20 protein-coding genes are annotated in these 24,239 nt (G+C 40.1%); 11 read left to right on the top strand and 9 right to left on the bottom strand.

Features of this window, described 5'->3' with window-relative positions:
* Positions 1 to 18: 18 nt before the first annotated feature.
* Both A3L04_RS05315 and cutA read left to right on the top strand, forming a co-directional pair.
* Entirely contained in the window at positions 19 to 1,182 is a 1,164-nt protein-coding gene (locus A3L04_RS05315; RefSeq protein ID WP_068576967.1) for a 60S ribosomal export protein NMD3, read from the top strand.
* Entirely contained in the window at positions 1,179 to 1,484 is a 306-nt protein-coding gene (gene cutA, locus A3L04_RS05310; RefSeq protein WP_068576969.1) for a divalent-cation tolerance protein CutA, read from the top strand. The genes A3L04_RS05315 and cutA overlap by 4 nt, the downstream gene beginning before the upstream one ends.
* A 52-nt stretch (positions 1,485 to 1,536) precedes the next feature.
* Here cutA and gltA read toward each other — a convergent pair whose 3' ends face one another.
* The 5 genes from gltA to A3L04_RS05285 form a co-directional block, all read right to left on the bottom strand.
* Positions 1,537 to 2,964 (bottom strand): NADPH-dependent glutamate synthase, encoded by a 1,428-nt coding sequence (gene gltA / locus A3L04_RS05305; RefSeq protein ID WP_068576971.1) that lies wholly within the window; start codon positions 2,962 to 2,964, stop codon positions 1,537 to 1,539.
* Positions 2,965 to 3,816, bottom strand: a complete 852-nt coding sequence (locus tag A3L04_RS05300) for a sulfide/dihydroorotate dehydrogenase-like FAD/NAD-binding protein (RefSeq protein ID WP_068576973.1) — start codon at positions 3,814 to 3,816, stop codon at positions 2,965 to 2,967.
* Between the two features lie 179 nt (positions 3,817 to 3,995).
* Positions 3,996 to 6,170 carry a methionine--tRNA ligase gene (gene metG / locus A3L04_RS05295; RefSeq protein WP_068576975.1) on the bottom strand — a complete coding sequence of 725 codons (2,175 nt, stop codon included), beginning with the start codon at positions 6,168 to 6,170 and terminating at the stop codon, positions 3,996 to 3,998.
* An 80-nt stretch (positions 6,171 to 6,250) separates the two neighbouring features.
* Complete coding sequence (locus A3L04_RS05290; RefSeq protein WP_068576976.1) at positions 6,251 to 7,105, bottom strand: DUF7343 domain-containing protein; 855 nt, start codon at positions 7,103 to 7,105, stop codon at positions 6,251 to 6,253.
* Positions 7,102 to 8,055 (bottom strand): hypothetical protein, encoded by a 954-nt coding sequence (locus tag A3L04_RS05285; RefSeq protein WP_068576980.1) that lies wholly within the window; start codon positions 8,053 to 8,055, stop codon positions 7,102 to 7,104. Before A3L04_RS05285 ends, A3L04_RS05290 begins: the two co-directional genes overlap by 4 nt.
* Before the next feature lie 77 nt (positions 8,056 to 8,132).
* Here A3L04_RS05285 and A3L04_RS05280 point away from each other — a divergent pair, with 77 nt between their 5' ends.
* From A3L04_RS05280 to A3L04_RS05260, 5 genes are all read left to right on the top strand, one after another.
* On the top strand, positions 8,133 to 9,251 hold the full coding sequence (locus A3L04_RS05280) for a TRM11 family SAM-dependent methyltransferase (RefSeq protein WP_068576982.1): 1,119 nt from the start codon (positions 8,133 to 8,135) through the stop codon (positions 9,249 to 9,251).
* 114 nt (positions 9,252 to 9,365) lie between these two features.
* Positions 9,366 to 10,583 carry a hypothetical protein gene (locus A3L04_RS05275; RefSeq protein WP_068576984.1) on the top strand — a complete coding sequence of 406 codons (1,218 nt, stop codon included), beginning with the start codon at positions 9,366 to 9,368 and terminating at the stop codon, positions 10,581 to 10,583.
* Positions 10,580 to 11,383: a sugar phosphate isomerase/epimerase family protein gene (locus A3L04_RS05270; protein ID WP_068576987.1), complete on the top strand. Its 804-nt coding sequence runs from the start codon at positions 10,580 to 10,582 to the stop codon at positions 11,381 to 11,383. The genes A3L04_RS05275 and A3L04_RS05270 overlap by 4 nt, the downstream gene beginning before the upstream one ends.
* 5 nt (positions 11,384 to 11,388) lie before the next feature.
* Entirely contained in the window at positions 11,389 to 12,351 is a 963-nt protein-coding gene (locus tag A3L04_RS05265; protein WP_068576989.1) for a Gfo/Idh/MocA family protein, read from the top strand.
* A 73-nt stretch (positions 12,352 to 12,424) separates the two neighbouring features.
* The gene (locus A3L04_RS05260) at positions 12,425 to 12,961 is read left to right on the top strand and encodes an Lrp/AsnC family transcriptional regulator (RefSeq protein WP_231963857.1); all 537 of its coding nucleotides are present in this window, start codon (positions 12,425 to 12,427) and stop codon (positions 12,959 to 12,961) included.
* 1 nt (position 12,962) lies between these two features.
* On the opposite strand, the gene nagA is transcribed toward A3L04_RS05260, so the two are convergent.
* From nagA to A3L04_RS05240, 4 genes are read right to left on the bottom strand one after another with little or no spacing between them, the layout of a single operon-like run.
* Positions 12,963 to 14,111 carry an N-acetylglucosamine-6-phosphate deacetylase gene (nagA, locus tag A3L04_RS05255; protein ID WP_068576990.1) on the bottom strand — a complete coding sequence of 383 codons (1,149 nt, stop codon included), beginning with the start codon at positions 14,109 to 14,111 and terminating at the stop codon, positions 12,963 to 12,965.
* A 13-nt stretch (positions 14,112 to 14,124) separates the two neighbouring features.
* A complete protein-coding gene (locus A3L04_RS05250; protein WP_068576992.1) occupies positions 14,125 to 14,856 on the bottom strand; it encodes an SIS domain-containing protein in 732 nt (243 codons plus the stop codon).
* A gap of 2 nt (positions 14,857 to 14,858) precedes the next feature.
* Positions 14,859 to 15,788 (bottom strand): GNAT family N-acetyltransferase, encoded by a 930-nt coding sequence (locus A3L04_RS05245; RefSeq protein WP_068576995.1) that lies wholly within the window; start codon positions 15,786 to 15,788, stop codon positions 14,859 to 14,861.
* Positions 15,789 to 15,794: 6 nt separating this feature from the next.
* Complete coding sequence (locus tag A3L04_RS05240) at positions 15,795 to 16,970, bottom strand: M14 family zinc carboxypeptidase (RefSeq protein WP_068576997.1); 1,176 nt, start codon at positions 16,968 to 16,970, stop codon at positions 15,795 to 15,797.
* Positions 16,971 to 17,061: 91 nt separating this feature from the next.
* On the opposite strand from A3L04_RS05240, the gene A3L04_RS05235 reads away from it, so the two are divergent.
* From A3L04_RS05235 to A3L04_RS05220, 4 genes are all read left to right on the top strand, one after another.
* Positions 17,062 to 18,336 (top strand): neutral/alkaline non-lysosomal ceramidase N-terminal domain-containing protein, encoded by a 1,275-nt coding sequence (locus tag A3L04_RS05235; RefSeq protein WP_068576999.1) that lies wholly within the window; start codon positions 17,062 to 17,064, stop codon positions 18,334 to 18,336.
* 106 nt (positions 18,337 to 18,442) lie between these two features.
* On the top strand, positions 18,443 to 21,172 hold the full coding sequence (locus tag A3L04_RS05230; RefSeq protein WP_068577001.1) for a putative glycoside hydrolase: 2,730 nt from the start codon (positions 18,443 to 18,445) through the stop codon (positions 21,170 to 21,172).
* Between the two features lie 53 nt (positions 21,173 to 21,225).
* Positions 21,226 to 22,269 (top strand): SIS domain-containing protein, encoded by a 1,044-nt coding sequence (locus A3L04_RS05225; RefSeq protein ID WP_068577003.1) that lies wholly within the window; start codon positions 21,226 to 21,228, stop codon positions 22,267 to 22,269.
* Positions 22,270 to 22,376: 107 nt separating this feature from the next.
* Positions 22,377 to 24,194 (top strand): ABC transporter substrate-binding protein, encoded by a 1,818-nt coding sequence (locus A3L04_RS05220; protein ID WP_068577004.1) that lies wholly within the window; start codon positions 22,377 to 22,379, stop codon positions 24,192 to 24,194.
* The last annotated feature ends 45 nt before the right edge of the window (positions 24,195 to 24,239 follow it).

Here is a 24,239-nt window from a genome sequence, read left to right as displayed (position 1 = left end):
CCTCTATGGGTGCGAGAGATGAGGTTCTGTTACCGTTGCGGGATAAGCGAGGAAGAGGGAGGCCCTCTCATCAACGGACTCTGTCAAGTGTGCTTTAGAAAGGAGAACCCAATTCTCCTACTGCCCGGCGAGATAAATACTGAGCTCTGCCAGAACTGTGGGAGTTACAAGAAGAGGGGAGTCTGGATTGATCCTCAGAATTATGAACTTGATGCATTAATATTTGAAGTTGCTGAAAATGCCCTCCTCGAGGCCATAGAGGATTCTCTAGACAAGGTTAGGGAATTTGACGTCGTTGACTGGGAAGAGCTCGAGGAAGTAGAGGAGATACCGGTGGGAAAGGCCTTCGTGGCCTTTAGGGTTCTCGACTACCACATAGAGCACTTTCCCGCAATAATAGTGTACGAGATAAGGGTCAAAGCTAGGATACACGAGCTTCAGGTTGAACCTCACGATGAAACTGTAACAACGACGGTTTACATAAGGCAGACCGTCTGTCCAAGGTGCCAAAAGTTCCTCGCCGGCTACTATGAGGCAATTCTGCAGGTTAGGGTTGAGGACAGGGAGTTTACGAAAGAGGAGAGGGAAGAGATAACAAAGCTCGTTCAGGAGAAGGTTGATGAGATAATGCAGAGGGACAGGATGGGCTTCATACAGGACACCATAGAGAAGGAGGAGGGAATAGACTTCTATATGGGCTCAACGAGTGCTGCAAGAAAGCTCGCTAATGCGATAAGGGAGAAGTACGGCGGAGTTATAAGCGAGGCCTACGAACTAGTTGGTCTTGACAGGCAGACAAGTAAAGAAGTGTACAGAACCAGCGTTACCATCAGACTTCCCAAGTTTAGGAAGGGCGATGTAGTCGAGGATAGGCATGGAAGGGTGTATAGGGTGGAGAGTGTTGACGGAAAGGGCATGAGGCTCAAAAACCTCGAAACTTGGGAGAGCGACCACTTCGACTGGAAGACGGTAAAGAGGGAAAAAATTGACTTAGCGGAGCACGAGGAGAGGAAGGCACTGCTTATGGGTCAAACTCCAACCGAAGCTCAGTTCATGGACATGGAGACTTACGAGACCTTCGAGGTTAGGAAGCCCAAGGAAAAGCTTGAAGATGGTGAGGTGTATAAGATAGTGAAGGTTAAGGGCAGGTTATACATAAAGGAGAAGGAGGGTGGAGAATGATAATCGTCTACACGACCTTTCCAGATTGGGAGAGCGCTGATAAAGCCGTGAAGGCTCTGCTAGAGGAGAGGCTGATTGCCTGTGCTAACTTAAGGGAGCACAAGGCCTTCTACTGGTGGCAGGGGAAGATAGAGGAGGACAAAGAAGTAGGAGCAATCCTGAAGACAAAGGATGAGCTCTGGGATGAAGTGAGGAGAAGGCTTAAGGAGTTGCATCCTTACACGGTTCCGGCGATAATAAAGATAAAAGTGGAAGACGTAAACGAGGAGTATCTGAAGTGGCTGGTTGAAGAGACCAAATGAAATGATGAGTACGGGGCCACCTGAGCGGTGATGACGTTTCTCCCAAGGCTGATCAGTTACTCTTTTTCTTCCTTATGTACTCATCTATGGCCTTCGCTGCTTTCTTTCCATCCCCCATGGCTAAGATAACGGTAGCCTCTCCCCTGATTGCATCCCCACCAGCGAAAACCCCTGGGATAGAGGTCATTAGATTCTCATCGACCTTTATCGTCCCATCTGGATTCACTTCAAAGCCAGACTCTTCGAGAATTATTCTGTTGGGCTCGAGACCTATGGCGATAATCACGGTGTCCGCCTCAACCGTAATGTACTCTCCAGTTCCCACGATCTTTCTCTTGCCCCTAGAGTCCTTCTCATCCAAAGGTTTCATCTTCTCAAACTTTACAGCCTTTACTTTTCCGTTCTCCCCCAGGAATTCAACTGGCTGAACAAAGAACATGAACTTTACTCCCTCTTCCTCGGCGTGCTTTATCTCCTCGACCCTGGCACTCATATCTTCCCTGCCCCTCCTGTAGGCAATCGTTACTTCCGCTCCCAGCCTTAACGCTGACCTAGCCGCATCCATTGCCGTGTTTCCTCCTCCAATCACTATGACCTTCTTACCCACCGCTATTGGAGTGTCGTATTCGGGGAATTCATAGGCCTTCATGAGGTTTATCCTTGTCAGGAATTCGTTTGCAGAGTATATTCTATCGAGCAAAATTCCTGGGATATCTAAGAGCTTGGGAGTTCCCGCTCCAGTCCCAATGAATACGGCATCATACTCTTCAAGGAGTTCCTGTATCGTCAGGGTTTTGCCTATTAGATGGTCTGTCTTTATCTCAACTCCCAGCTCTTCAAGCTTCTTCAGCTCGTAGTCTAAGATTTCCTTTGGTAGTCTAAACTCTGGAATTCCATAGACAAGGACACCGCCGGGCTTGTGAAGGGCCTCGTATATCGTAACCTTATACCCCATCTTTGCGAGCTCTCCTGCACACGTTAAACCAGCGGGCCCTGCTCCAACCACTGCAACTTTCCCCTTGCTCCCATCGCACTTCTCGGCGAACTCACAGAGTAGTTCCTCATCAATTCCGTGTTCTCTTGCGTAATCTGCGACGAACCTTTCGAGTTTTCCTATGTTTACGGCATCTCCAACCTTTCCGACGACACAAACTCCCTCACACTGATCTTCCTGGGGACAGACCCTGCCCGTAATTGCGGGAAGCGTATTGTCATTCCATATTATCCTCAGCGCTTCTCTGACGGCTTTATCTGGATCGTCCCTATACTTCCTTAAGGCTCCAATAAACCCTGGGATGTCTATGTGGACTGGGCATCCCTTAATACAGGGGGCATAATCCTTTGGACATTGGAGGCAACGCTCAGCCTCCCTTAAAGCCAACTCCCACGTATAGCCAAGATTAACTTCATAAAAGTCTTTAATTCTCTCTTCAACAGGTCTCTCAGGAGTAGAAACCCTCTCCTTAATGAGCCTGGGCAATCACATCACCCCCTTCTCCTTCAAGTACTTAAGATAGAGCTCCTTCGCGAGCTTTTCCTGCTCGATAAACCTGTTGTAGTTCCTGTTGATTGCATCTTCCCAGTCTATCTTGTGTGCATCGAAAACCGGGCCGTCTCTGCACGCGAACTTAACTTCACCGTTGTAGAGAACCCTACAAGAACCGCACATTCCAGTTCCATCAACCATTATCTGCCTGACCGTTGCGTAGGTTGGAATTCCGTATGGTCTTGTAAGTTCTGCAAGCTTCGCTAGGTTCCTAAGCCCTCCTCCTGCAAAAATTATATCCACTTTGTCCTCCTCAATCAGCTTCTTGACAACATCAAGGTAGTGTCCCTTAATTCCCGCAGAACCGTCCAACGTCGTTAGATAGTGCTCATCGGCAACGGACTTTGCTAGGAACTCCTCCGGATACACGTGGTTCTTGTCCTCAAACGTCTGTACTGAGATCGTGTAGTTCCCGGCCTCTTTCATGGCCTTGAGCAGTGCATAATTCTCGGCATGACCGCAGACAGCATCTGAGGCGAATACAACATTTCCATACTCTTTAATCTTTATCGGCTTTCCTAGTGGCCCCAGGAAGCTGTAGAGCTCGTCTCCAACATTAAACTCGTAGTACAGCTGTAAGCTGGTCTTCCCTAACTTTCTTATGAACATCATTACTTTTCCGTTCTCGGCTTTGAATACGGACATTGGGATTCTCTCTCCCTTCTCATGGAGTATGAAGACAACGAACTGTCCTGGCTTCCATGATCTGGCGACGTGAGGTGCCTCAACTTCTACCATATAATCGATGGGGCTGAGATCTCTTTTGGCTGTAATTTTGTACCCCACAATGAACACCTCCGTTCGTGTGAACAATTATGTTCACCAAAAGTTCGCAACCAAAAGTTTATACGCATTTCTAAAACCGAAGGTTTAGAACCGTTTTTCCTTTCGAAAAAAGGGCAATAAAGCCGCTGTGAGTAATTAAAGTTTTTAGAAAAGAGATGACAAAAATAGAAAATTATCGGTCACCTAATCTTGGCCCCAAGCTTTACTTCCTTATCAGGCATGAGGAGGGCAACGTTTTCGCCGTCATCTGCTGCCAGTAACATTCCCTGACTTTCGATGCCCCTAAGCTTCTTTGGCTCCAGGTTAGCCACAACGACTACATACTTGTTGAGCAACTCCTCTGGCTTATAGTACTTCTTGAGGCCCGCAACCAGGGTTCTAACTTCTCCACCAAGGTCGACCTTGACGACGTAGAGCTTGTCAGCGTTTGGATGATCCTTGACCTCGATTATCTTTCCAACCCTCAAGTCGAGCTTTGCAAAGTCATCAAAGCTTATGTAACCCACTTTTTCTCCCTCCTTTTTCTTTTTCTCACTTTTTTCCTCATATCCTAACCTCTTTAATATTACCTCGCCTTCCTCCCCAAGCTTCTCCTTAGCGACCTTGACGACAAGCTCTCTCTTGTAGTACTTATCAAGAAGTAGCTTGGCCCCCTCAGGATTGCCCTTAGCCATGTACTTAAGGATGAAGTAGATTATCTGTTCATCTGTGACCTTCTTGAACAGTATTTCGGGCTTCCTTACCCAGTGTCCTGCGGGAAGCTCCTTGAACTTCCATTCTTTGACTTCATCGAGGTTCAGGAGGTGCCATATCTTCTCTCCAGTATCCGGAAGGAACGGCTCGATCAGTATGCCAAGGGCCTTAACTATCTGGAGTGATATGTTTACTGTGGTTGCGGTTCTCTTCATATCTGTTTTTGCTGTCTTCCACGGCTGTTTGTGGTCGAAGTACTTGTTGCCGAAAGATGCTAGGGCCATAACCCTCTTCAGTGCATCCTTGAATCTGTACTCCATTATGAGCTCTCCAACTTCCTTGAAGGCCTTCTCTATCTCCTCGAACGCCTGCTTATCTAGTTCATCCAGCTCTCCCCTCTCTGGCACGATTCCATCAAAGTACCTGTTGACGAAGGTCATCGCCCTATGAACGAAGTTGCCCAGGTTATTAACGAGCTCCTCGTTAATTCTAGTCTTGAACTCTGCGAAGCTGAAGTCTGAATCCCTAGTTTCGGGCATTATGGTGGTTAAATAATACCTCAAGTAATCAGCCGGGAATACATCCAGGAACTCGTGAAGCCAGATTGCCCAGTTCCTGCTCGTTGAGAACTTTCTGCCCTCTAGGTTCAGGTACTCGTTCGCCGGGATGTCATAGGGAAGGTTCCATTCCGCCTCAACTTCCTCATCCCTGTACTTCCCGTAGGCCATCAGGAATGCAGGCCAGAATATCGCGTGGAATGGGATGTTGTCTTTGCCTATGAAGTGGATAACCCTAGTCTGGCCGTCAATGTTAAGCCAGTACTTCTTCCATTCATCAGGCTTTCCTATTCTCTTGAAGTACTCCTTTGTTATTGAAATGTACCCTATTGGAGCCTCAAACCACACGTAGAGAACCTTGCCCTTCATATCTTCCTCATCTAGAGGAACCGGAATCCCCCAGTCCAGATCTCTTGTAATCGCCCTGTCCTCTAATCCTTCTTCGATCCATCCTAGCACCATGTTCTTAACGTTGGGCTTCCAGTGCTTCTCCTCTATCCACTTTTTGAGCTTCTCCTCAAAGTCCTTCATCTTTATGTAGTAGTGGGCTGAGTCCCTGAACGTTATCGGATTCCCGCAGATGTTGCACCTCGGATTTATCAGAATCTCTGGAGTGAGGGGCCTTCCGCAGACCTCACACTGATCTCCCCTCTGATTTTCGGCTCCACAGTAGGGACACGTCCCTATAACGAATCTATCTGGCAGGAACATCTTGTCGTGCTCACAGTACGCCTGCTTCGTGACTTTCTTAACCAGATGCCCGTTCTCTAGTGCTTTGAGAAAGAATTCTTGGCTCAGTTTGTAGTGGACTGGTAACTCCGTCCTTCCGAAGAAGTCGAAGCTTATCTTTGCTCTCTGGAACGTTATCTTTATATGCTCGTGGTATTCATCGACGATTTCCCTGGGGCTTCTTCCCTCCTTTATTGCCCTGAAGGATATTGGAGTACCGTGCTCATCGGTTCCGCAGATGAAAACGACTTCTTCTCCTTTGAGCCTGAGGTGCCTTACAAATATATCAGCGGGTAGATAAGCTCCCGCCAAGTGTCCTGCGTGTATGGGTCCGTTAGCATAGGGAAGGGCAGAGGTGACCATATAGCGAACCATTTTATCCACCTCCTGTTTTGTGGGCATTAAACTTTTTCTTTAATTTAAACATTACGGAGGGTTATTTGGATAGGACAAGATTATGTAAATTTATGCATATCGATTTTCAGCTCAACCCAGTTCTCCCTTCCTACCTTGTATACCTTTATTAAACCCATCTGCTCCAACCTACGAACCATCCTCCACACGGTTGTTTTCGGGAGATCAAGAGCCTTTCTAAGTTCAGCTTGGCTGGACTTCCCCCCAACCTCTAGTAAGTACTTAATCGCCCTAACTTCATCGTCGTTGAGATTGTACTGCTTCGCTAATTTTGCAAGCTTGTCTTCAGAATACGGAAGCTTCTGAGTGCTTGACTTCTTCCTGAATCTGGAAAGTATTCCAATAGCCATTCCGACTAAAAGAAGCAGAATTACGATAAGCCTTTTGGAGAATATGCTACCCTCTTTTCTTATGATCTCCGGATATGTGTAGTATACGGTAACATTTCCTGGGCCGATTATGAGTGTGTTGTTTGTTACCTCTATGGGGATGTCGGATAGTCCAACTATTTTTGCATCTTTGGGGAGAATTATCTTGGCTGGGCACCTGTTGAGGTGTAGTTTCAGCTCCCAGAGGCTACCCATGTTAGATACAAGCCCACTTGCTGTGTATATTACCCTAACCTTCGTTGCATTGTATACATGGATCAGTATCATGTTTCCCTGAATAGTGTAGGGAAGTGCTCTTCCATCATTTGAGAGAACAATAATATCCCTTACATTTTCTCCAAAAACTGGAACTTTGATTTTTATTTCATAGTCTTCTGGATATATTCTTTCGTCAATAGTTACATTACCATCGTGCCATACGTGCACCTCTAGCGTTTCGACTATATATGCAGAGGATAAAGGGGATAGGAGAATGAGGAGGATTACTGAAAGTAGAAGTTTTTTCACTCAGATATCCCCCCATTTCTTGTTAAGTAATTCACTATTCTGGATGCTCTAATTATACGAAGAGTCGCTATATTTGTCCTTCCAAGGTCAAGATCCTCTTCAGCTAAACTGAGCTCCATTAGTGCAATCTCTCTTAGCTGGCATTCTTTCTCCTTCTTTGCTGCCAATTTTAGCTTTATTATTAATATTCTTCCCTCCTGCTTGGTAAGATTCCTCATTATCATGACATGCATCCTTTCTAGGTTACTTTGAAATAATAGCAGAGAATCCAAGTTTTCACTAAGAAGAGATAACGCTTCTATGTACCTTCCCTCGTTTCTCATTTTTGTCGCTTCCTTCAAAATGTTTTCATATGCTGAAATTTCTTGAAGTACCTTCTCGCTCTCATTTTCGGGCAAAGCTATTGCAACTTGAATGGCATACTTGAGTGTTCTCGTGTACTTGAATATAAGCCAATCAACTTGCTCTTGCGGAGTTGGGGCTTGAACCTCTCTTAGATTCTCTATATCTTTTTCTAAGACCTCATTTGCAAAATCTATACTATCTTGTGTTGCTTTAATGTTCCCGTTCTCAAATTGTCTTCTTGCAAAGTTTATAATACTCATTAGCTTGGTGTCGTTAATAATCTCTGCATAGTATTCGAGTCTCTCTATCTGCCCCATGATGGGGTTTATCTTTCTCACTGGAGTTGTCCTGGAGAGCTTCTCTACCGTAAGGTTTGTAATCTGTTGAGATGCCAATAAAATTTCTTGATAATCATCGGGATTTAGGTTCTTCAAGATCTTTACCACTACCTCAGCTGTGTTCCCATTGATCTCCCTTATAATCTTCGCCGATTGTCTCATAATACTGATTAACCCATCCCAATCGTATTTATATTCTGCACCAAGTACCATAGGAGTTATAACCATTATCGTAAGTAAGCATCCGATAAGCGCGATCTTTTTCATAGCTACCACCATATCTGACACACTGTTTAGTAGCGAATATCTTAAAAAGTTTCGAAGCTGGAATCGAGGAGAGGAAGATGGAAAGGTATGGTATCGTATTCGGCAAAAACTATGAACTAAGCATGTTGGAGTTAAAATCGTTTTCTAGGAGGTTTAGATTAGGTGTTCAAATCCTTGAAGAGCACCCAGGGCCACCAAATGCGTCATATGCCCTAATAAAGGCTAAAGAAGATATCGAAAGATACTTTCGATTCATTGGGGGTTCTTTAAAGCTAGTAAGGATAGTTGGGGAGGGGATAGAAGCCGTAGAATATCTGGAGTATGCGAGGCTGTTTACGGTAAGCCTTTATGGGAGAGACGATTGGAAATTATGGAGGAAGCTAGGCTCAACTATCAAGAGGATCTTTAAAGAAAAGGATTCAACGAAATTCTTCAAACCTGCAAAGATCTATGCTATGCCGAGCGAGCTTATCTTGAAGGGCTTCCCTGAAACTAAGGATATAGTGTTCTTTTTTAAAGGTAATAAGGTGCTCGTTGGCGAAACGGTAAGAATAGCTGATCCCTTTGAGTTAAAGAAGCTCGACGTTGAGAGGCCGGTAGTGAGACCTACCATCTCCATTCCCCCAAGACTTGCGAGGATAATGGTCAACCTCTCTGAGGTTAGAAGAGGAAACGTCCTTGATCCATTTTGCGGAACTGGGACTATAGTAATGGAGCTCCTTCTCCAAGGGCTTATAGCATATGGCAGCGACATCAGCGAGGATAGGATCAGAGACACAAGGAAAAATGTCGAGTGGCTTAGAAAGGAGTTTGGAATAAGGCATTCGGCAAGTTTAAGGGTCTGTGACGTAAGAAGATTGAGGAAGTGCTTCAGGACGAGATTTGACGCTATAATTACCGAGCCATATATGGGCAAGGCCCTCAAGACTAAGCCAACGAGGAGCGAAGCTGTAAAGATGGCTAGAGAATTGGATAGGCTCTACTATCAGGCCTTTGAGAGCTTTGCTGATGTTTTAAAGAGGAATGCAAAAGTTGTTTTTGTGTTTCCTGCATTTAATTTAGCTGAGGGTGGAATCTATAGGAGAAACAGACCCTGGCTCGACGAGCTTGGATTTGATGTTATTACTTCCGTTTTGGATAGGGATGAAAAGCACAAGATAGTGAGGGACATCCACGTTATTACCAAAAAATATTAAGATTTATAGCAGATTGATATCAATTGTCTCTAATCGGCGATAACACATAAAAATTTAACATATTACGGTAAAATTTTAAAAGTTTAACATGTCTATTAAAATTTGGGGAGTGTAATGTATAAGGGAATATGGATGCATCCTTGGGATTTTGATAGAGATGTAATAGCAGAATTATCGAAGTTTGGATTTACGCACATAAGTCTAGCTGTCCGTTATATTGAAGAGAGACAAAATTGGCCTGGACCGAACATAATTTTTCAAAACTTTCAACGAAGAACTTACACTTCAGAAGAAAACGCTGTATATTGGAATGTTGAAAAAAATAGATACTTGAATATCCCCCCATATCTTAGACCAGTTCAGTCTCAAGAAATCCAGGGAGATGTTGTGGGGGAATTTGTAAGGGCTTGCGAAGAAAACTCCATTAGAAGTGTTCTTTGGTTTCCTACATTAAGATGGGAAAAAGCCGTAAGGGATAACCCACTCATTGGAGTTGTTGACATTTATGGATCTCATCCTAGTTACAAAAGAATGTTTCTTTGTCCTTCAAACCCAAGTGTAAAAGAAGCTCTTTCGACAATGGTCGAGGAGCTTTCTGAGAAATATGAATTTGATGAATTTGAATTTGATTTTATAAGATACCCAGAAATTCCAACAACTTACAGTACTCCCCTTTTGGACCTAGCACTTTCCCCCTGTTTTTGTAAATACTGTAGGGATGAGGCGGCAGATTATGGAATTAATCTTGAAGAAGTTAGAGGAGTTCTAAAAGATATAGTTGAATGGCACGTTCAGTATTTTTTGAGACTCCAAGAGTATTGTACCGATTTAGATTATTGTGAAGCTATGTATTTAGATTTCACTAAGGAATTATTAGAGAACGATATACTCAAAAAGTGGTTAGAATTTAGGGAAAATCAAATAAGCAAATTGCTTCTTCAGCTCTCTAAAATTATAAAGAGGAATAACCCAAAAGCAGAAATAAGTGCTGATTTATACCCTCCTTCTGGTTCTTGGTTGTTGGGGCAGAATTACAAAAAAATATCGAAAATCGTCGACAGGATAAAAATAATGATATACGTTAGACCATTCAAAAGGTCAATATGTAGGATACCATATGAGGCAATGTTAGCTAGGAAATTTGTTAAAAATAACGTGGAAATAGTTCTCGGACTTGCTTCTTGGCCACCGACAACTCCTGAGGATATTGAGCGTCAATTCAACATGGCATTAAAGCTCCCCGTAAATGGGGTAAGTTTCTACTCATATGGATGGACTCCTAAGGGAAATCTCCTAAAAATAAAAGAGTTGTTTGAGGAGGTGAAAGTATGAAACCGAAATTTGGCATAAATTGTTGGAGTTTTCCAAAAGCTTTTCCTATTGAAAGGGCCCTTAAAGCTGCAAAGGAAATAGGATATGATGGATATGAGGTTGGGCTGGGATTAGACGATTTTGAAAAATTTGGAAAAGATGAATTTAAGGCCAGGTTCAGGCATATCAAAGAAACATCAGAAAGCCTTGACATCGAAATTCCAAGTGTTGCCACTGGCTTGTTCTGGAAGTATAATCCAATAACGAATACTGAAGATGCTCTAAGGGTTATAAAGGCTGAATGCGAAGCGGCGTCTTTAGTTGATGCAAAAATAATCCTCGTAGTTCCTGGAAGTGGAGTATCAAATGTATCTTATGAGGAACATTTTGAAAAGGCAGCTGATTTTATCCAAAAAGCCTCTGCCATAGCAGAAGACTATGGAGTTAGCATAGGACTTGAAAATGTATGGAACAGGGTTTTTGCAGGGCCTTTAGAGTTTAAAATGCTTCTTGATACGATAAATAGGGATAATGTTGGGGCGTACTTTGATGTCGGTAACACCCTACCTCACTCCCTCCCAGAGCACTGGATAGAAGTTCTTGGGGAAAAGATACTCCAAGTTCATGTCAAAGACTTCAACTTGGTTGAACTGAAATTCGGAATTCCACTAAGTGGTAGCATAAACTGGGAAGCTGTGAGGAGCTCCTTGGAAAAGGCGAATTATAAAGGATATATCCTACCAGAAGTTCCTCCGTATCTAGGTGATCCCATAAAGGCTGCTGAGGACTCATTTACTTCACTTAAGAAAATATTCGGGTGATCAAAATGAGAATAGCTCTAATTGGCGCTGGAAACATGGGGCAACTTCACCTTAAGGTAATGAAAATGGTTGGAGTGGAGATATCTGGAGTTTGTGATATTAACCCCAATATCCTTGAAAAGGTAAAAAGAGAATACAGGGTTCCTGTATATACTGATTATCAAGAAATGCTAGAAAAAGAGAACCCTGACGGCGTAATAATTGCAACTCCTCCTTATCTTCACAGAGAACAGGCGATTTATGCACTTAAGAAGGGCTTTCATGTATTGCTGGAAAAGCCTATGGGGGCTAGTTTAACTGATGCTATAGCGATATACAAAAAAGCTAAAGGAACAAATAGACTTATGATTGCGTTTAGCCTTAGGTTTCATGGACTATTCTCAAAAGTAAAGGACTATCTGGAAAAAGATCTGGGAGATATTCTATTCCAGTGGCACATAGCGCTAGGAAGATTGCCCCGCAATGAATGGGTTGGAAGCAAGGACAAAAGTGGAGGCATGATAAACGAAAATGCAGTTCACATAATCTACTACTTTTTATGGTATGCCGGAGATATAAAGAAGGTAATTGGAAAATGTTGGACACTCAATGAAGATGTAAGTATAGAAGACAATGCTGTTGCAACGTTTATTCACGAAAGTGGGGCGGTTTCTACAATAATGCAAACTTGGAGTGCCCAACATAGATGGAGAAAATGGGGTCTACAGGCTACCCAGGGAACTGTAACTGTTGAGGGGTATCTAGAGGGTGAGTATACAATTTCGAAGAAGGAGCTTCAGATTCTTGAAAAAGGCAATTTTAGCGAGCCTGTGGAGGAAATGTATGCAAGACAACTTAGACACTTTATACATTCAATAGAAAGTAATGAAAAACCAATTGTCAATGAAGTTGACGGATTAAAAGTTCATAAGGTTGTCAATGCCCTATATAGGTCTTCACAGAGTGGAAGGGTAATAACCTTGCGTTGAGGCGTTTTTCATTTAAAATTTTTAAGCTCAATAATTCTAGTATGGAGAGGAATACCCAAGGAGGTGAAAAATTTTGATAACTAAAAACGAGGCTAAATATAAGAGAGAACTGGAATTCTTTAAAGAGATATTAAAAGATTATCTCGATGATATTGATATTTTAATTTGGCTCGCTCTAAGGGATGATGGAAGGATATCTGACACAGATCTAGCAAAAATAGCCAATGTATCTATTCCCACTGCCAGAAGGAGAAGAATAGCACTTGAAGAGAAGGGAATAATTAAAGTTAGAGGATTTCTTAGATTTGACAAACTAAAACTAGCATCTGCAGATGTTCTCATTAAACTGAAACCCGGATGTTCTGCTGAAGCAGTGAGAGATTTCATTAACAAAGCCTTGGAAGAACCCAGGATATATGAAATTAGTGAATATATAGGAGAATATGACTTCTTATTTAGGTTTTTTGAGAAGGACTTCAAAACTTTAAAGGAAAAGATTGAAGAATTCATGTTAGAGAGTGATGTCGTTGATCATTACACCATACTTGCAAACATACATACTCCAAAGTTATTTTCAGAGTTAATTGAGCAAGAAAATGAAATGGAATAACTTAAGTATCTCTCTCAAACACTAATCTTCCGTTTATATATGTCTGCACCACGGTAAGGTTATTATCTAAAACAACAAAGTCTGCCCTATATCCTGGTCTTAAAATCCCTATGTCACTCTCTCCGATGGCCTTAGCTGGAACATAGGAAGCCATGATCAATGCGTCTCGAAGAGGAATACCTATATTAACTAAGTTCTTTATCGCTTTGTCCATAGTTAATGTGCTTCCTGCCAAAGTGCCATCTAACAATCTACATATACCACCTTGAACAATAACATCCAACCCTCCTAATGTGTATCTGCCATCTGGTAGACCTGTAGCACTGATTGCGTCAGTAACCAGAGTTATCCTATATGGTCCTGCTAATTTATATACAAGCCTAATTATCTGGGGAGAGAGATGAATTAAATCACATATCATTTCAAGGTATATATTTTCACTTTCAAGGCATGCACCAACTACACCAACCTCCCTATGGTGAATACCTCTCATCGCGTTGAATAAGTGGGTTGCTTTACTTGCTCCTGCTATTATAGCCCTTTTTGCTTCTTCATATGTGGCATTTGTATGACCTAATTGAACGATAACCCCAAGTCTTGTAACATTTTCTATGAACTCTATGGCTCCTTCAACCTCTGGTGCTATTGTAATTTCCCTTATATTCCCATTTGAAGCTTTCCAATATTCCATAAACTCTCCAAAATCGGGTTTCCGTATATATTCAGGATTTTGAGCTCCTTTCTTTTTAGGATTGATATAAGGACCTTCTAGGTGTAATCCTAAAATCCTAGCTCCTCCATCTCCTTTATACTCCTCAATAATTTTACCCACTTCCCTTGAAATCCTGAGAAGATTTTCATGAGAATCTGTGACGGTTGTAGGGATAAAACTTGTAACACCGTGTCTTACTAACATTTTGCTCATCTTTTGAAATCTTAAACTTTCTCCATTATTTGTATCAAATCCATAACATCCATGTATGTGAGTATCTATAAATCCAGGAGCTACTATTTTCCCTTCCAAATCAATGCCATCCTTTACTTTTCCCTCCATTATTTGCTTGATAATGCCATCTTCAATAACAATTGTTCCTGGTGCGATGACCTCTGTAGGAGTATATATTTTCGCATTTGTTAAGATCAATTCCATTTTTGTCTCCTCCTCATAATAGCTTTATTCTTTCCCTATATTTCTCAAAAAGACGACTATTATGCAATTTTGCCTCAGGTAAATGAGCACTAACCCATATGGGAGGAATTATATTTTCATCTAGCAGTTTCCCTACAACTCTTATAACTAAGGAATTGACGATAAAACAGTTCGTTATTGTAGAAATAGGAGCTACTTTTGTCGTTAAATCACCAATTTTTATTACTGCATCTCCAGGAGGAACTTTATTGTCTATTACAACATCTACGACCTCGAAAAGTCTCTTTCCGTACTCATTCTTGGGCTCTAGGGTCTTAGAATAAGACACTGAAGTAATTCCGATCGTCTTTAATTTTTTCTCTTTTCCAACCATGGCAGCTTCCACCGGAAATTGATTTACTCCAGATGTTGAAACAACTAAAAGAGCGTCGTTCTCTCTTATGCCTGCTGATTCTAGTAGAACTCTTGCATATCCAGGAATTTTTTCCATGGCTGTTGATTTTTGAGCACCATGGGATATGTTTATGTCACTGTCCAATATAGGGTTAACAATGGCTAAACCTCCTGCCCGGTAAAATAATTCTTCCCCAGCCATTGCAGAGTGTCCAGCGCCTATTACATGAAGTATACCTCCTTCTTTGATGCTGGCTACAATAAGGTCTGCAGCTTCTTCAATTGCCTGCTTCTCTTCTATAAGGATTTTTTCGAGAAGGGTTCTAACCTTCGTATAGTATTCTTCTATCATTTTTACCACCTATCAGAGTAAAATATATACGCATTTTTGACATGAAAATCTTTAAACATGTAACTTTCAGGAATACGGAATGTTTCTATATTCAACGATTTTAGCTCCTGAGAAGGAGCATAAATAGTAAGGCTTTTTGCATTATATTTTTCAAATATATATCCAAGCATGTCTCTAACAATATCCCTATCCCTCCCAACTATTTCTCTGACTATCACTGTTCCAATCCTCGGACCCTCTAAAGTGAAAGCGTATCCTTGGAGTTTTCCATCATTAAACACTATAACGTTTCCCTGTTCTGGGGAATAAAAGAATGTGTGCCAGAATGTTCTTTTAATGAATTTCTCTAAGATATATCTTTCATCTCTTTTAATTACTCCTGATAAGCCGTTTAGTAAGATGTAATTATCATACAGATTGACAATCTCCTTCACATCTTTTTCATTTGCCTTCCTAATGTATGGGCACTCAATATTTGTACTATTTAAGTCCTCCCTCAGCATTATCCCATATTCCGTGAAATAAGAATCCTTAAATCCATATTTTCTATATATCGCATGGGCTAATTCTCCATATCCAGCTAACAGAGCGCATATCTCATAATTTTCCTTGGCGTAATTCAGAACCTCTTCTAATAATTTTTTTGCAATTCCTTTACCTCTGAATTCTTGCTTTGTACATACATTTGCAATTCCTGCACATGATTTAAATGAATCTCCAATCTTGACAAATCTTTCTACAATTTGAATCATTCCTGCTATTTTGTTATCACATAAGTAAAAGAACATATTTTCTTGTTTTATACCTTTATCACTCGCTAACCACACCTTGAACTTTTCTACAGTCAACTTCCATTCTCTGTATGTTCTAAAGCAACTATTCATGAAGCTAACAATATCACGTACTTCAATTTCATCTCCCCTGACTATCATTCCATGTCACCCTTTAGAAACTTCAACGCTAATGTCAAAGATTTTGTCAATTGTAAACGGTCCTCTCCTCCTTTTTTCTAACTCCTGATTATACCAATGGTATCTATCAAGAAGGAGTATGCTAATCTTTCCCCGTTTTTGGGGCATAGGGACAAAGATAAGGTCCTTTTCTTTTCTTGTCATTTCAATTCCGTGTAGAGCTAATAAGTTTTCCACTTTATTTAACTCCTCTTTATTTCCCCTAATTATGAATCCCTGGTACTCCCTACATGCTTTAATCTCTTCTTTTTCCCAGTCCTCTTTCATTTTGATGAATTTCTCTGGATTTTTCTCTGCAAATTCGATCGCTGTAAGAATTGCATGGAGATGAACTGAAACTCTATCTGTCATTAAATAATTTGCCAAGCCTACCCCCCAGGTCTCTATTAGTACCTTAGCTGCCCCTTCAAATGGGAAATGTGTGCCTAGAACATTGTTAGGAACCACAGGAAATTCCTGAGCCTCGGCCATAAAGTGCCTCATTTTTGGTTTCCACGGCAACGCTCTCCCTATTTCTTTTGCAATTTTTTCTGAGATGAGCCTAATACTCTCGTTTACCCAGTTATAGGGCGTGTCCGTAATTGTTGAGAGAAATCCTTCTGTCTCATCTGCCCATTTGGGAGGACAACCTCCCTTTGCATAAAACTCATGGAGGTCTAAAACAAGGTGAGGATCAACCTTATTAAAAACATCATGGATAGCTCTTGTTTCGGGTTGACGCAGGTACATAAAATCTCTATTTAAGTCTTCACCGTTTGCATTTCTTCTCGCCTCTTCCCATACATGGCTCCAATGGGGGATGAAATCTTTAGCTTTAAACAACTCATAATTCCTTTGAAAGCCATCTGGATTCGCTAGTGGGATTATATGAAGTTCAACATTTTCGAGAGTTTTGAAGTTATAATTCATAGGATATTCTTCCTTTAATAGTTTTAATAGCAACAGGGAGGCATTTACAGGAGCGGGCTCAGTCCCATGAATACCAGCAACTATTAGAATCCTTACATTCCCATTTCCAACCTTTATATGGAATATATCCCTACCTAGAGGGGTTTTTCCAACAACTTTATATTCCCATCCCGAAGCCCTCACAATCTTTTCAACGTCTTCATATGAAATCATATGAAACAAGGGATTTGCCATTTCACTCACCATACCAAATCTTTGCATTAAGATTTAAAAATTTAAAGGTGTTCAGAGGATGATGAACATAATTTAATAGGTGGTTGATAATATGAGCATTTTAGCTGGAATAAATAAAGTAGAAATCACCCCAAAAATTCCAATGCCTATGGCTGGATATGCCCTTAGAGTGGGCAGAAGTGAGGGGATATTGGATCCCCTTTATGCTAGGATTCTTACCCTTAATTCTAACTTAGGAGATCCAGTTGTTATAATCTCTTTGGATCTTATCAGGGTTGATAATGAGTTGTATCAAGAAATCATCGCTAAGATTTCGGATAATATTGGAATAAATAAAGATAATATAATTGTCACTGCAACCCATACTCATTCAGGTCCGGAAATTTCGATCCATTTTTGGAATAGCACAGAATTAGGACCTGAAGACGTAAAACTAATCAGGGAATATAGAGAATCCTTAATCAAGTCCATACTTAGAGCTATGGAAAATATCAAGGTAAAAGAAATTGAGAGTGTATTTGCAGGCAAAGTTCCTGTTCATGGGGTTGCGAGTAATAGAATACACAAAGAAGGACCAATTGATCCAGAATGTACGTTTTTAGCGTCAAAAAACTGTTTTTTAGTCATAAATTACTCCTGCCATCCAACAATCTTACCCGCAACAAATAAAAAATTTTCTGGAGATCTTGCGGGAATGATTTCTTCTATGTTCGAGAATTCTCTCAATTTTAACGTAGCCCTATATCTCAATGGAGCTGCTGGAAATATTAGCACTAGGTTTACTAGGAGATCCCAAACTTACGGAGAAGTTAAGAGGCTTGCAACATTATTCTATTCTCAATTTACAAAAGGGCTTTCAGTAACTACCAAACTTGAGGGCGATATTACTATTGATTGGAAGACAACGAAATTAAGATCTAGAAGAATTAAAAAAGAGGAACTTGATAAACTCGAAGAGAAAGAGAGGGAAATTTATGAAAAATTAAAAAGGTTAAAAGCAGAGGAATGTTTTTCACCAAAAATTAGGATGCTTGAAAGTAACTACCTAGGATTAAGAATTCTAAAAAAGAGGATAAATAAGCTAAAGAGGATTCGGAAAATAAAAATAAAAATTGCAAAATTGGTTATAGGTAACAAACTTCTTGCAGTATTTATTCCGGGGGAGCCTTTTGTAGAGTATCAGTTAGAAATTAAGAGGAATTCACCTTATGAATATACCATGGTCATTGGATATTCAAATGGCTATTTTGGATACTTTCCATACCCTGGAACTCAGCTTGATACTTATGAGGTATATAACTCTATTATTGATCCTTCTGAATACCCTAAATTCAAAGAGGAGATCCTCAATTTCATTTTTGAATGATTTTCTTAATCATAAACATATTTCACACTGATTAGTGTTATCCTGACAAAATTAATCGAAAAGTTTATTATTTTTTAAACACTTAAGGATGATGAGGTGTAGTAGCATGAACACAAAAAAAGTATTGGGAATATTAATAGTCTTAATATTTGGCCTTTCAATATTTCAGCCACACTATGTGTTAGCAGAGAGTAAGAATAATGAAGAGAAGATAGTCGGAGTATGGATGTGGCCCAGTACCTATAGGGGATATTATGAAAAAGCTCTTGAGAGCTTTGGATACAAGGATCCTTTTAATGTCACAGTATACCCAAAGATTCCAAAGGAGATAAGAGAAAAAGCCCTAAATATGGCAGCAAAACAACTTATCCAAGAATTAAAGAATGCCGGTATAACAGATATATTCTTAGAAGTTAAATTAACTACAGGATACTTAATATACCCAAGTAAGGTCTATCCAGAAAGAACATATCCGGCCTATCCATATAATGATACTAATATCCTAATCCCCCTACTGAAGGAGGCTCACAAGAATGGAATTAGGGTACATGCCTGGATAATTGTCCATTATGATAAAGACTTCTTTGGTAAAATAGATCCAATATGGCATGTTGGAAAAGCAAAGTATAACTGGAAGCCGACTCCAATACCTGGCAGGGTAAGATTAGCGAATAAGGAATACCTAAAAGTCCTTGAGCAAATCTCAAAGGAATTAATCTCCATGGGATTCGATGGAATACACTTAGACTATATAAGATATCCACATATGGTATACAGTTTTTCCCCAGCTGATATAAAAAGAGCTCAGGAATATGGGATTAATGTTACAAAGGTAATATTTGCCGTTAGGCACACATTTTATGATGATGTTCCACTGCAAAATGGGAGTGTTGCCGGTCCAAGGGATCCCTATTACATCTTCAAGTTATACCTGAAAAGGGATCCGGACATAGTAAAGTGGTTTGAGCTTAGAAGAAAAGATGTTGATTCATATGTAGGGAATATTACAAAATTCGTTCACTCACTGAAGACTTGGGATAATAAAGTCCCAATAGTCTCTGCCGCATTGATGCCAGACCTGACGAGAGATAACATTCTTTATCCAAAGGAATTTCAACTATTGCACTATGGCCAAGTATGGTCCGATTTTGTGAAGTTAGGGGTAGATTGGTTGATTCCTATGGCCTACTACAAGGACTATGGAGAACCAGTTAAGTGGGTAGGGATTGTTAAGAGCCATGTAATAAATACAGCAGGAAATGTAAGCGTGCCCTTAGTCGGCGTTCAAACATATAGTGTATCTTGGGAAGATATCCTTAATGAGGAAAAATACGTATTCTCTGAACTCGGTGATAAAAAAGCTGCGATAATACCCCTTCCTGATGACATACCTTCAGATCCAAATACCGCTGAAAAGGTAATAAAAACACTCACTAAAATTAACAAAGAGTTATATAAGGGGAACATCGAAGGATACATGACCCTTGGAATCTTGGATATAAATGGAACAACTATTCCAAAGGGTTCTCTCATAGTAGTTGGAGAGAAAGCCATACTAAATAATATCCTCCTCCAGATACCTATGGAGGCCATTGAGATCAACAAACTTCCCAAGATACAAGCAATTCCTTTAATTCCCCCAAAAATCGCGATATTAGATGTTGGATCAGAGTATACCGTACATGAAGTATTGAAAGAACTTGGATTCCAGTACGACATTATCCCAGCAGAAAAAATAAAAGAAGGGGAATTGAACAAATATGACATCTTAATACTACCCCCTGGGAGTGGAACTTGGGAAGCTAAATTACTAGGGAAAGAAGGATCAGTAAAAGTTTCTGAGTTCATTGCCGGTGGAGGAGGTCTAATAGGTATTTGTGCTGGAGGGTACGCCGTAATAAAGGGATATAATGAACCAACTTCCGAAATACAACTTGTTGATGCAAGACTTAAAAACTGGCCAAAGTGGTGGTTAGGAGTAGGGATTGTAAATGTCAAAGTAGTAAACCAAAGCAATCCAGTAACTTTTGGATTTAAAGATAGTTTCAAGGCTATATACTGGAATGGTCCAGTATTTGAACCCTATGACCTAAAGGTAAATACAACACTTGGATTGGATGTTGCTCCCTATGTTGAGCTTGTTAAATATGTATCAACCGACAATACAGAAGGAGCCTTTAGTTATGGATGGGGAGACTTTAATAAAACATACGTAAATAGTGTTATGGAAAATGCATCTGCAGTAATATTCTCAAAATATGGTGAAGGAAGAATAGTCTTATTCAGTTTCCACCCAGAATTAACAAGTGGAGATACAGAGTATGCACCAAATAGTATCCTAGATACTAGGTACAACTATAGGCTACTATTCAACGCAGTGTATTTTGTCTCTAGAAAGAGCAGAGAGATTACTCTTGAACCCGGAAAAGGAATCGTATACTTTAGGTGGGCAACGTACAAGAGTAGATTGAACAGTCCGGATGTCAGTATAAAAGTCCACGCTCAAGGAGCAATGTTAACTGTGAAAGTTGTAAATTATGGAAAGGTAGAAGCAAAGAACGTGACAGTAGATATAGTTCTTACTCTCAATAATACTGAAAAGGTCTTAGAGATTTCCAGAACATTAGGAATATTATCCCCAGGAGAAGTCAAATATGAGACTATAATCCTGGGACCCTCTTTAACCCCAAGAATAGGATTACACAAGATTAAAGTAACTGCCAGTGTAAAAGCTGAAAACGAAGTTTCTTTGACTACAAGCAATAACAAGATTGAAAAAGAATACCTTATCATGGTGCTTCCTCAAACTCCAATAGTTCTTTTTGTCCCTTCATGATTTTTTGATTATTTCCTCTTTATTAATTACAAAGATAAAAGAGGTGGCTTATGATGGAATATTGGATGATTAAGTCAATAAGAGAGACTCCTAAAATTCTAAAAGATGTTGTAAAGGTTCCAATTGACATTCTAGAGGATTTTAAGAGGTACAAGAGAATACTCTTTATTGGATGTGGCAGTTCCTATTACTCATCTTTAGCAGGAGCGTATACAATTCTTAGGTTATCTTCAGAGATAAAGACCGTTGCATTTCCGGCCTCCGAATTCATTCTTAACTATTCAAACCTCTCTAAAGATAGTCTAGTGTTTCTATCATCTCGTTCGGGGGAGACCAAGGAAATCATAACTGCAGCGAAAATCGTGAAACAAAAGGGAGGTAAAGTTATAGGGATTACCTGCAATGAAAACTCCACTTTAACAAAAGCTTCAGATATGTCCTACGTTATACATGGTGGAGAAGAACCAAACATACCCGCAACTAAATCGTTTTCAGCGATAACTTTAATTCTCCAAAAAATTGCGATATCTTTGCTAAATGAGATAGGAGCCATTGAATCTCTTGAAAGAGAGATATCTAAAATTCCAAAAGCAGTAAAAAAGATCATCGAAGATGAAAAAGAGTTTATGAAGATAAGTGATAGGATATTGACAAATAAGAGCTTATTTGTCCACCTTGGCTCTGGAGCAACATGCATAGTAACCCTTGAAGGAGCTTTGAAATTTAGAGAAACATCATATATTGCAAACGAGGTCTTTCCGATGTTTGAATTCAGACATGGGCCAATAGCACTAAAGGTTCATAAGGATAAGATAGCGACTTTCTTAGTTCTTCACAAAACCTGTAAAGAATATGAAGAGAATATAAGGAGGTTTATTCTCGATATTAATGATTTGGAGCCAATAATAATTACAAATTATTCTGAATTATCTGAGTCTAGTGATAACACATATCTAGTTCCATGGTCTGGAAGCGAGATATTAAGCATAATCCCGTTTGTAATCCCTTACCAGATTATGGCTTATTATCTAAGTATTTCCCTTGGGTACGACCCAGATAATCCTAGTGGATTAGTTAGGTATGTCTCTAACTTCTAATGTCATTTTTTGTTTTTATTACACAGTTGAGAAAAACATGAAATGTTAGCCCAATATAGCGAAAAAATTTATATACTAAATGACAAAGATTATATGAGGTGGGCGCTGTGAAAGCGCCAAAGTTACTAGTCGCGGCCATAGTTGGAGTTATTATATTAAGCATAGGAGCCTTTCCACAAGTTCTTGGAAAACCAGAGATCGAATTAGTCCTTGCAACAAGACAATGGAAAACCTTCAATCCTCTTACTTCTAGCACAGTGTATGCAAACATAGTTCTTGACAAGATCTATGAACCTTTAATTAGGTGGGATGACAGTGGATTCAAGCTTACAGGAGCATTGGCAGAAAAGTGGGAGTTCAAAACTAATGGAGACAAGAAAATTTTGACGTTTTATTTGAGAAAAGGCGTTAAATGGCACGATGGTCAGGAAGTAACGGCAGATGACGTTAAATATACAATAGAGTTATTTAAGAAAGACCCTGCAACATTCGTTAATCCAGATCCGTTAATTCTTCAGGGACTTGAAGATATTAAAGTGCTAGATAAGTATACAATTCAGTTAATATATGATGAAAATAAAGCTCCTGCAAATTCCTTCCTTGAAATGGCATTTACAACTCTCTTCATAGTTCCAAAGCACATATGGGAGAACAAGAATATAATTCCAGATCCAACGGCTTCCCTAGACAAGCCTCAACAACTCATTGGATGTGGTCCATTTAAGGTTGTAGAGATAAAGCCAGACGAATACGTAAAGTTAGAAGCCTTTCCAGACCACTATCTCGGAAAGCCTGAAGTAGATAAGGTAATTTTCAAGATAATCAATGATAGGAATCAATTTGCAATGATGGTTGCTGCGGGAGAGGTAGATGCAGGATATCATTACTTCTTCGGAAAGTATTTAGAGGAATTCAAGAAGATGGTTGCAGGAGATCCAAATGTTCAGATATACAGGACTGCCTCGAAATCAATCCACTTATTAGCCTTTAACTTCAAGAAAGGGTTCCCCTACAATAATTTGGAATTCAGGAAAGCAATAGCTTATGCAATTCCAGTTGATAAAATTGTTGAAAAGTATTACGGTACCGATGGAGCAGTATTAGGTAGCATGGGATTCTTAGGACCATTCTTCGGAGATTTTGCAGAATACCTTCCAAAAGAAAAGCTTTATCCATATAATCCTGAAAAGGCAAAAGAGATACTTGATAAGCTTGGATTTAAAGATATTAACGGAGATGGATACAGAGAAACACCAGATGGTAAGCCGTTTGAAATTTACCTCCTTACCAGAGCTCCAGGAGACTCATTCTTCAGGGACGCCATTGGAGATGAGATTGCAAGGTACCTGAAGGAAGTTGGATTGAAAGTAAAGGTAGATAAAGCTGGTGATTACTGGGACAAGTGGGGAGCAGGTTCCTGGGATCTTGCAATAGTTGGATACGTGCCATCAAAGCCAACTGATTTGGCATGGTTCACTACGGATAATCCTGGAAATAGGATAGGATACTCGAATCCAAAATTCGATGAACTATTTAATGAATTCCAGAAGACCGGTGATCCGAAAATAGCCCACCAGCTTGAGGAGATACTAGCTAAAGATATTCCATTCATAGCTCTGTATCATCCAATTGTAGCTACTCCCTACAGAATTGATCACTACAGGGGATGGAAGCCCAACCCAAGGTATTACACAGTTGGGTATTGGTCACTAATAGGAAGTCCAACAAAGATCATAAAAGAGACTGAAACAAAAATTATGACAACAACTTCAGTAACTACATCCGTAATCGAAAAGACTCAGACAATAGAGAAGAAAGAGACTGTAACAAAAACTGAAACAGTAGAAAAGGGAGTCTGTGGACCAGCAATTTTGATTGCTTTGACACCACTACCATTAATTTTGAGGAGAAAGAGAAGAAAGTAAGGTTTTATCCCTTTCCCTTTTTACTTCAATTAACAAAGATAAGGT

This window comes from Thermococcus chitonophagus (assembly GCF_002214605.1).
Lineage (GTDB): Archaea > Methanobacteriota_B > Thermococci > Thermococcales > Thermococcaceae > Pyrococcus > Pyrococcus chitonophagus.
The sequence above is the reverse complement of the archived record's forward strand: the minus strand, read 5'-3'. Positions and strand labels throughout refer to the sequence as shown.

What these genes read in the sequence shown, in the direction of transcription:
- A3L04_RS05315 (WP_068576967.1), top strand. Translation starts at nt 19, where the DNA reads ATGAGGTTCTGTTACCGTTGCGGGATAAGCGAGGAAGAGGGAGGCCCT.
- cutA (WP_068576969.1), top strand. Translation starts at nt 1,179, where the DNA reads ATGATAATCGTCTACACGACCTTTCCAGATTGGGAGAGCGCTGATAAA.
- metG (WP_068576975.1), bottom strand. Translation starts at nt 6,170, where the DNA reads ATGGTTCGCTATATGGTCACCTCTGCCCTTCCCTATGCTAACGGACCC.
- A3L04_RS05285 (WP_068576980.1), bottom strand. Translation starts at nt 8,055, where the DNA reads ATGAAAAAGATCGCGCTTATCGGATGCTTACTTACGATAATGGTTATA.
- A3L04_RS05280 (WP_068576982.1), top strand. Translation starts at nt 8,133, where the DNA reads ATGGAAAGGTATGGTATCGTATTCGGCAAAAACTATGAACTAAGCATG.
- A3L04_RS05275 (WP_068576984.1), top strand. Translation starts at nt 9,366, where the DNA reads ATGTATAAGGGAATATGGATGCATCCTTGGGATTTTGATAGAGATGTA.
- A3L04_RS05270 (WP_068576987.1), top strand. Translation starts at nt 10,580, where the DNA reads ATGAAACCGAAATTTGGCATAAATTGTTGGAGTTTTCCAAAAGCTTTT.
- A3L04_RS05265 (WP_068576989.1), top strand. Translation starts at nt 11,389, where the DNA reads ATGAGAATAGCTCTAATTGGCGCTGGAAACATGGGGCAACTTCACCTT.
- nagA (WP_068576990.1), bottom strand. Translation starts at nt 14,111, where the DNA reads ATGGAATTGATCTTAACAAATGCGAAAATATATACTCCTACAGAGGTC.
- A3L04_RS05250 (WP_068576992.1), bottom strand. Translation starts at nt 14,856, where the DNA reads ATGATAGAAGAATACTATACGAAGGTTAGAACCCTTCTCGAAAAAATC.
- A3L04_RS05245 (WP_068576995.1), bottom strand. Translation starts at nt 15,788, where the DNA reads ATGATAGTCAGGGGAGATGAAATTGAAGTACGTGATATTGTTAGCTTC.
- A3L04_RS05240 (WP_068576997.1), bottom strand. Translation starts at nt 16,970, where the DNA reads ATGGCAAATCCCTTGTTTCATATGATTTCATATGAAGACGTTGAAAAG.
- A3L04_RS05235 (WP_068576999.1), top strand. Translation starts at nt 17,062, where the DNA reads ATGAGCATTTTAGCTGGAATAAATAAAGTAGAAATCACCCCAAAAATT.
- A3L04_RS05230 (WP_068577001.1), top strand. Translation starts at nt 18,443, where the DNA reads ATGAACACAAAAAAAGTATTGGGAATATTAATAGTCTTAATATTTGGC.
- A3L04_RS05225 (WP_068577003.1), top strand. Translation starts at nt 21,226, where the DNA reads ATGGAATATTGGATGATTAAGTCAATAAGAGAGACTCCTAAAATTCTA.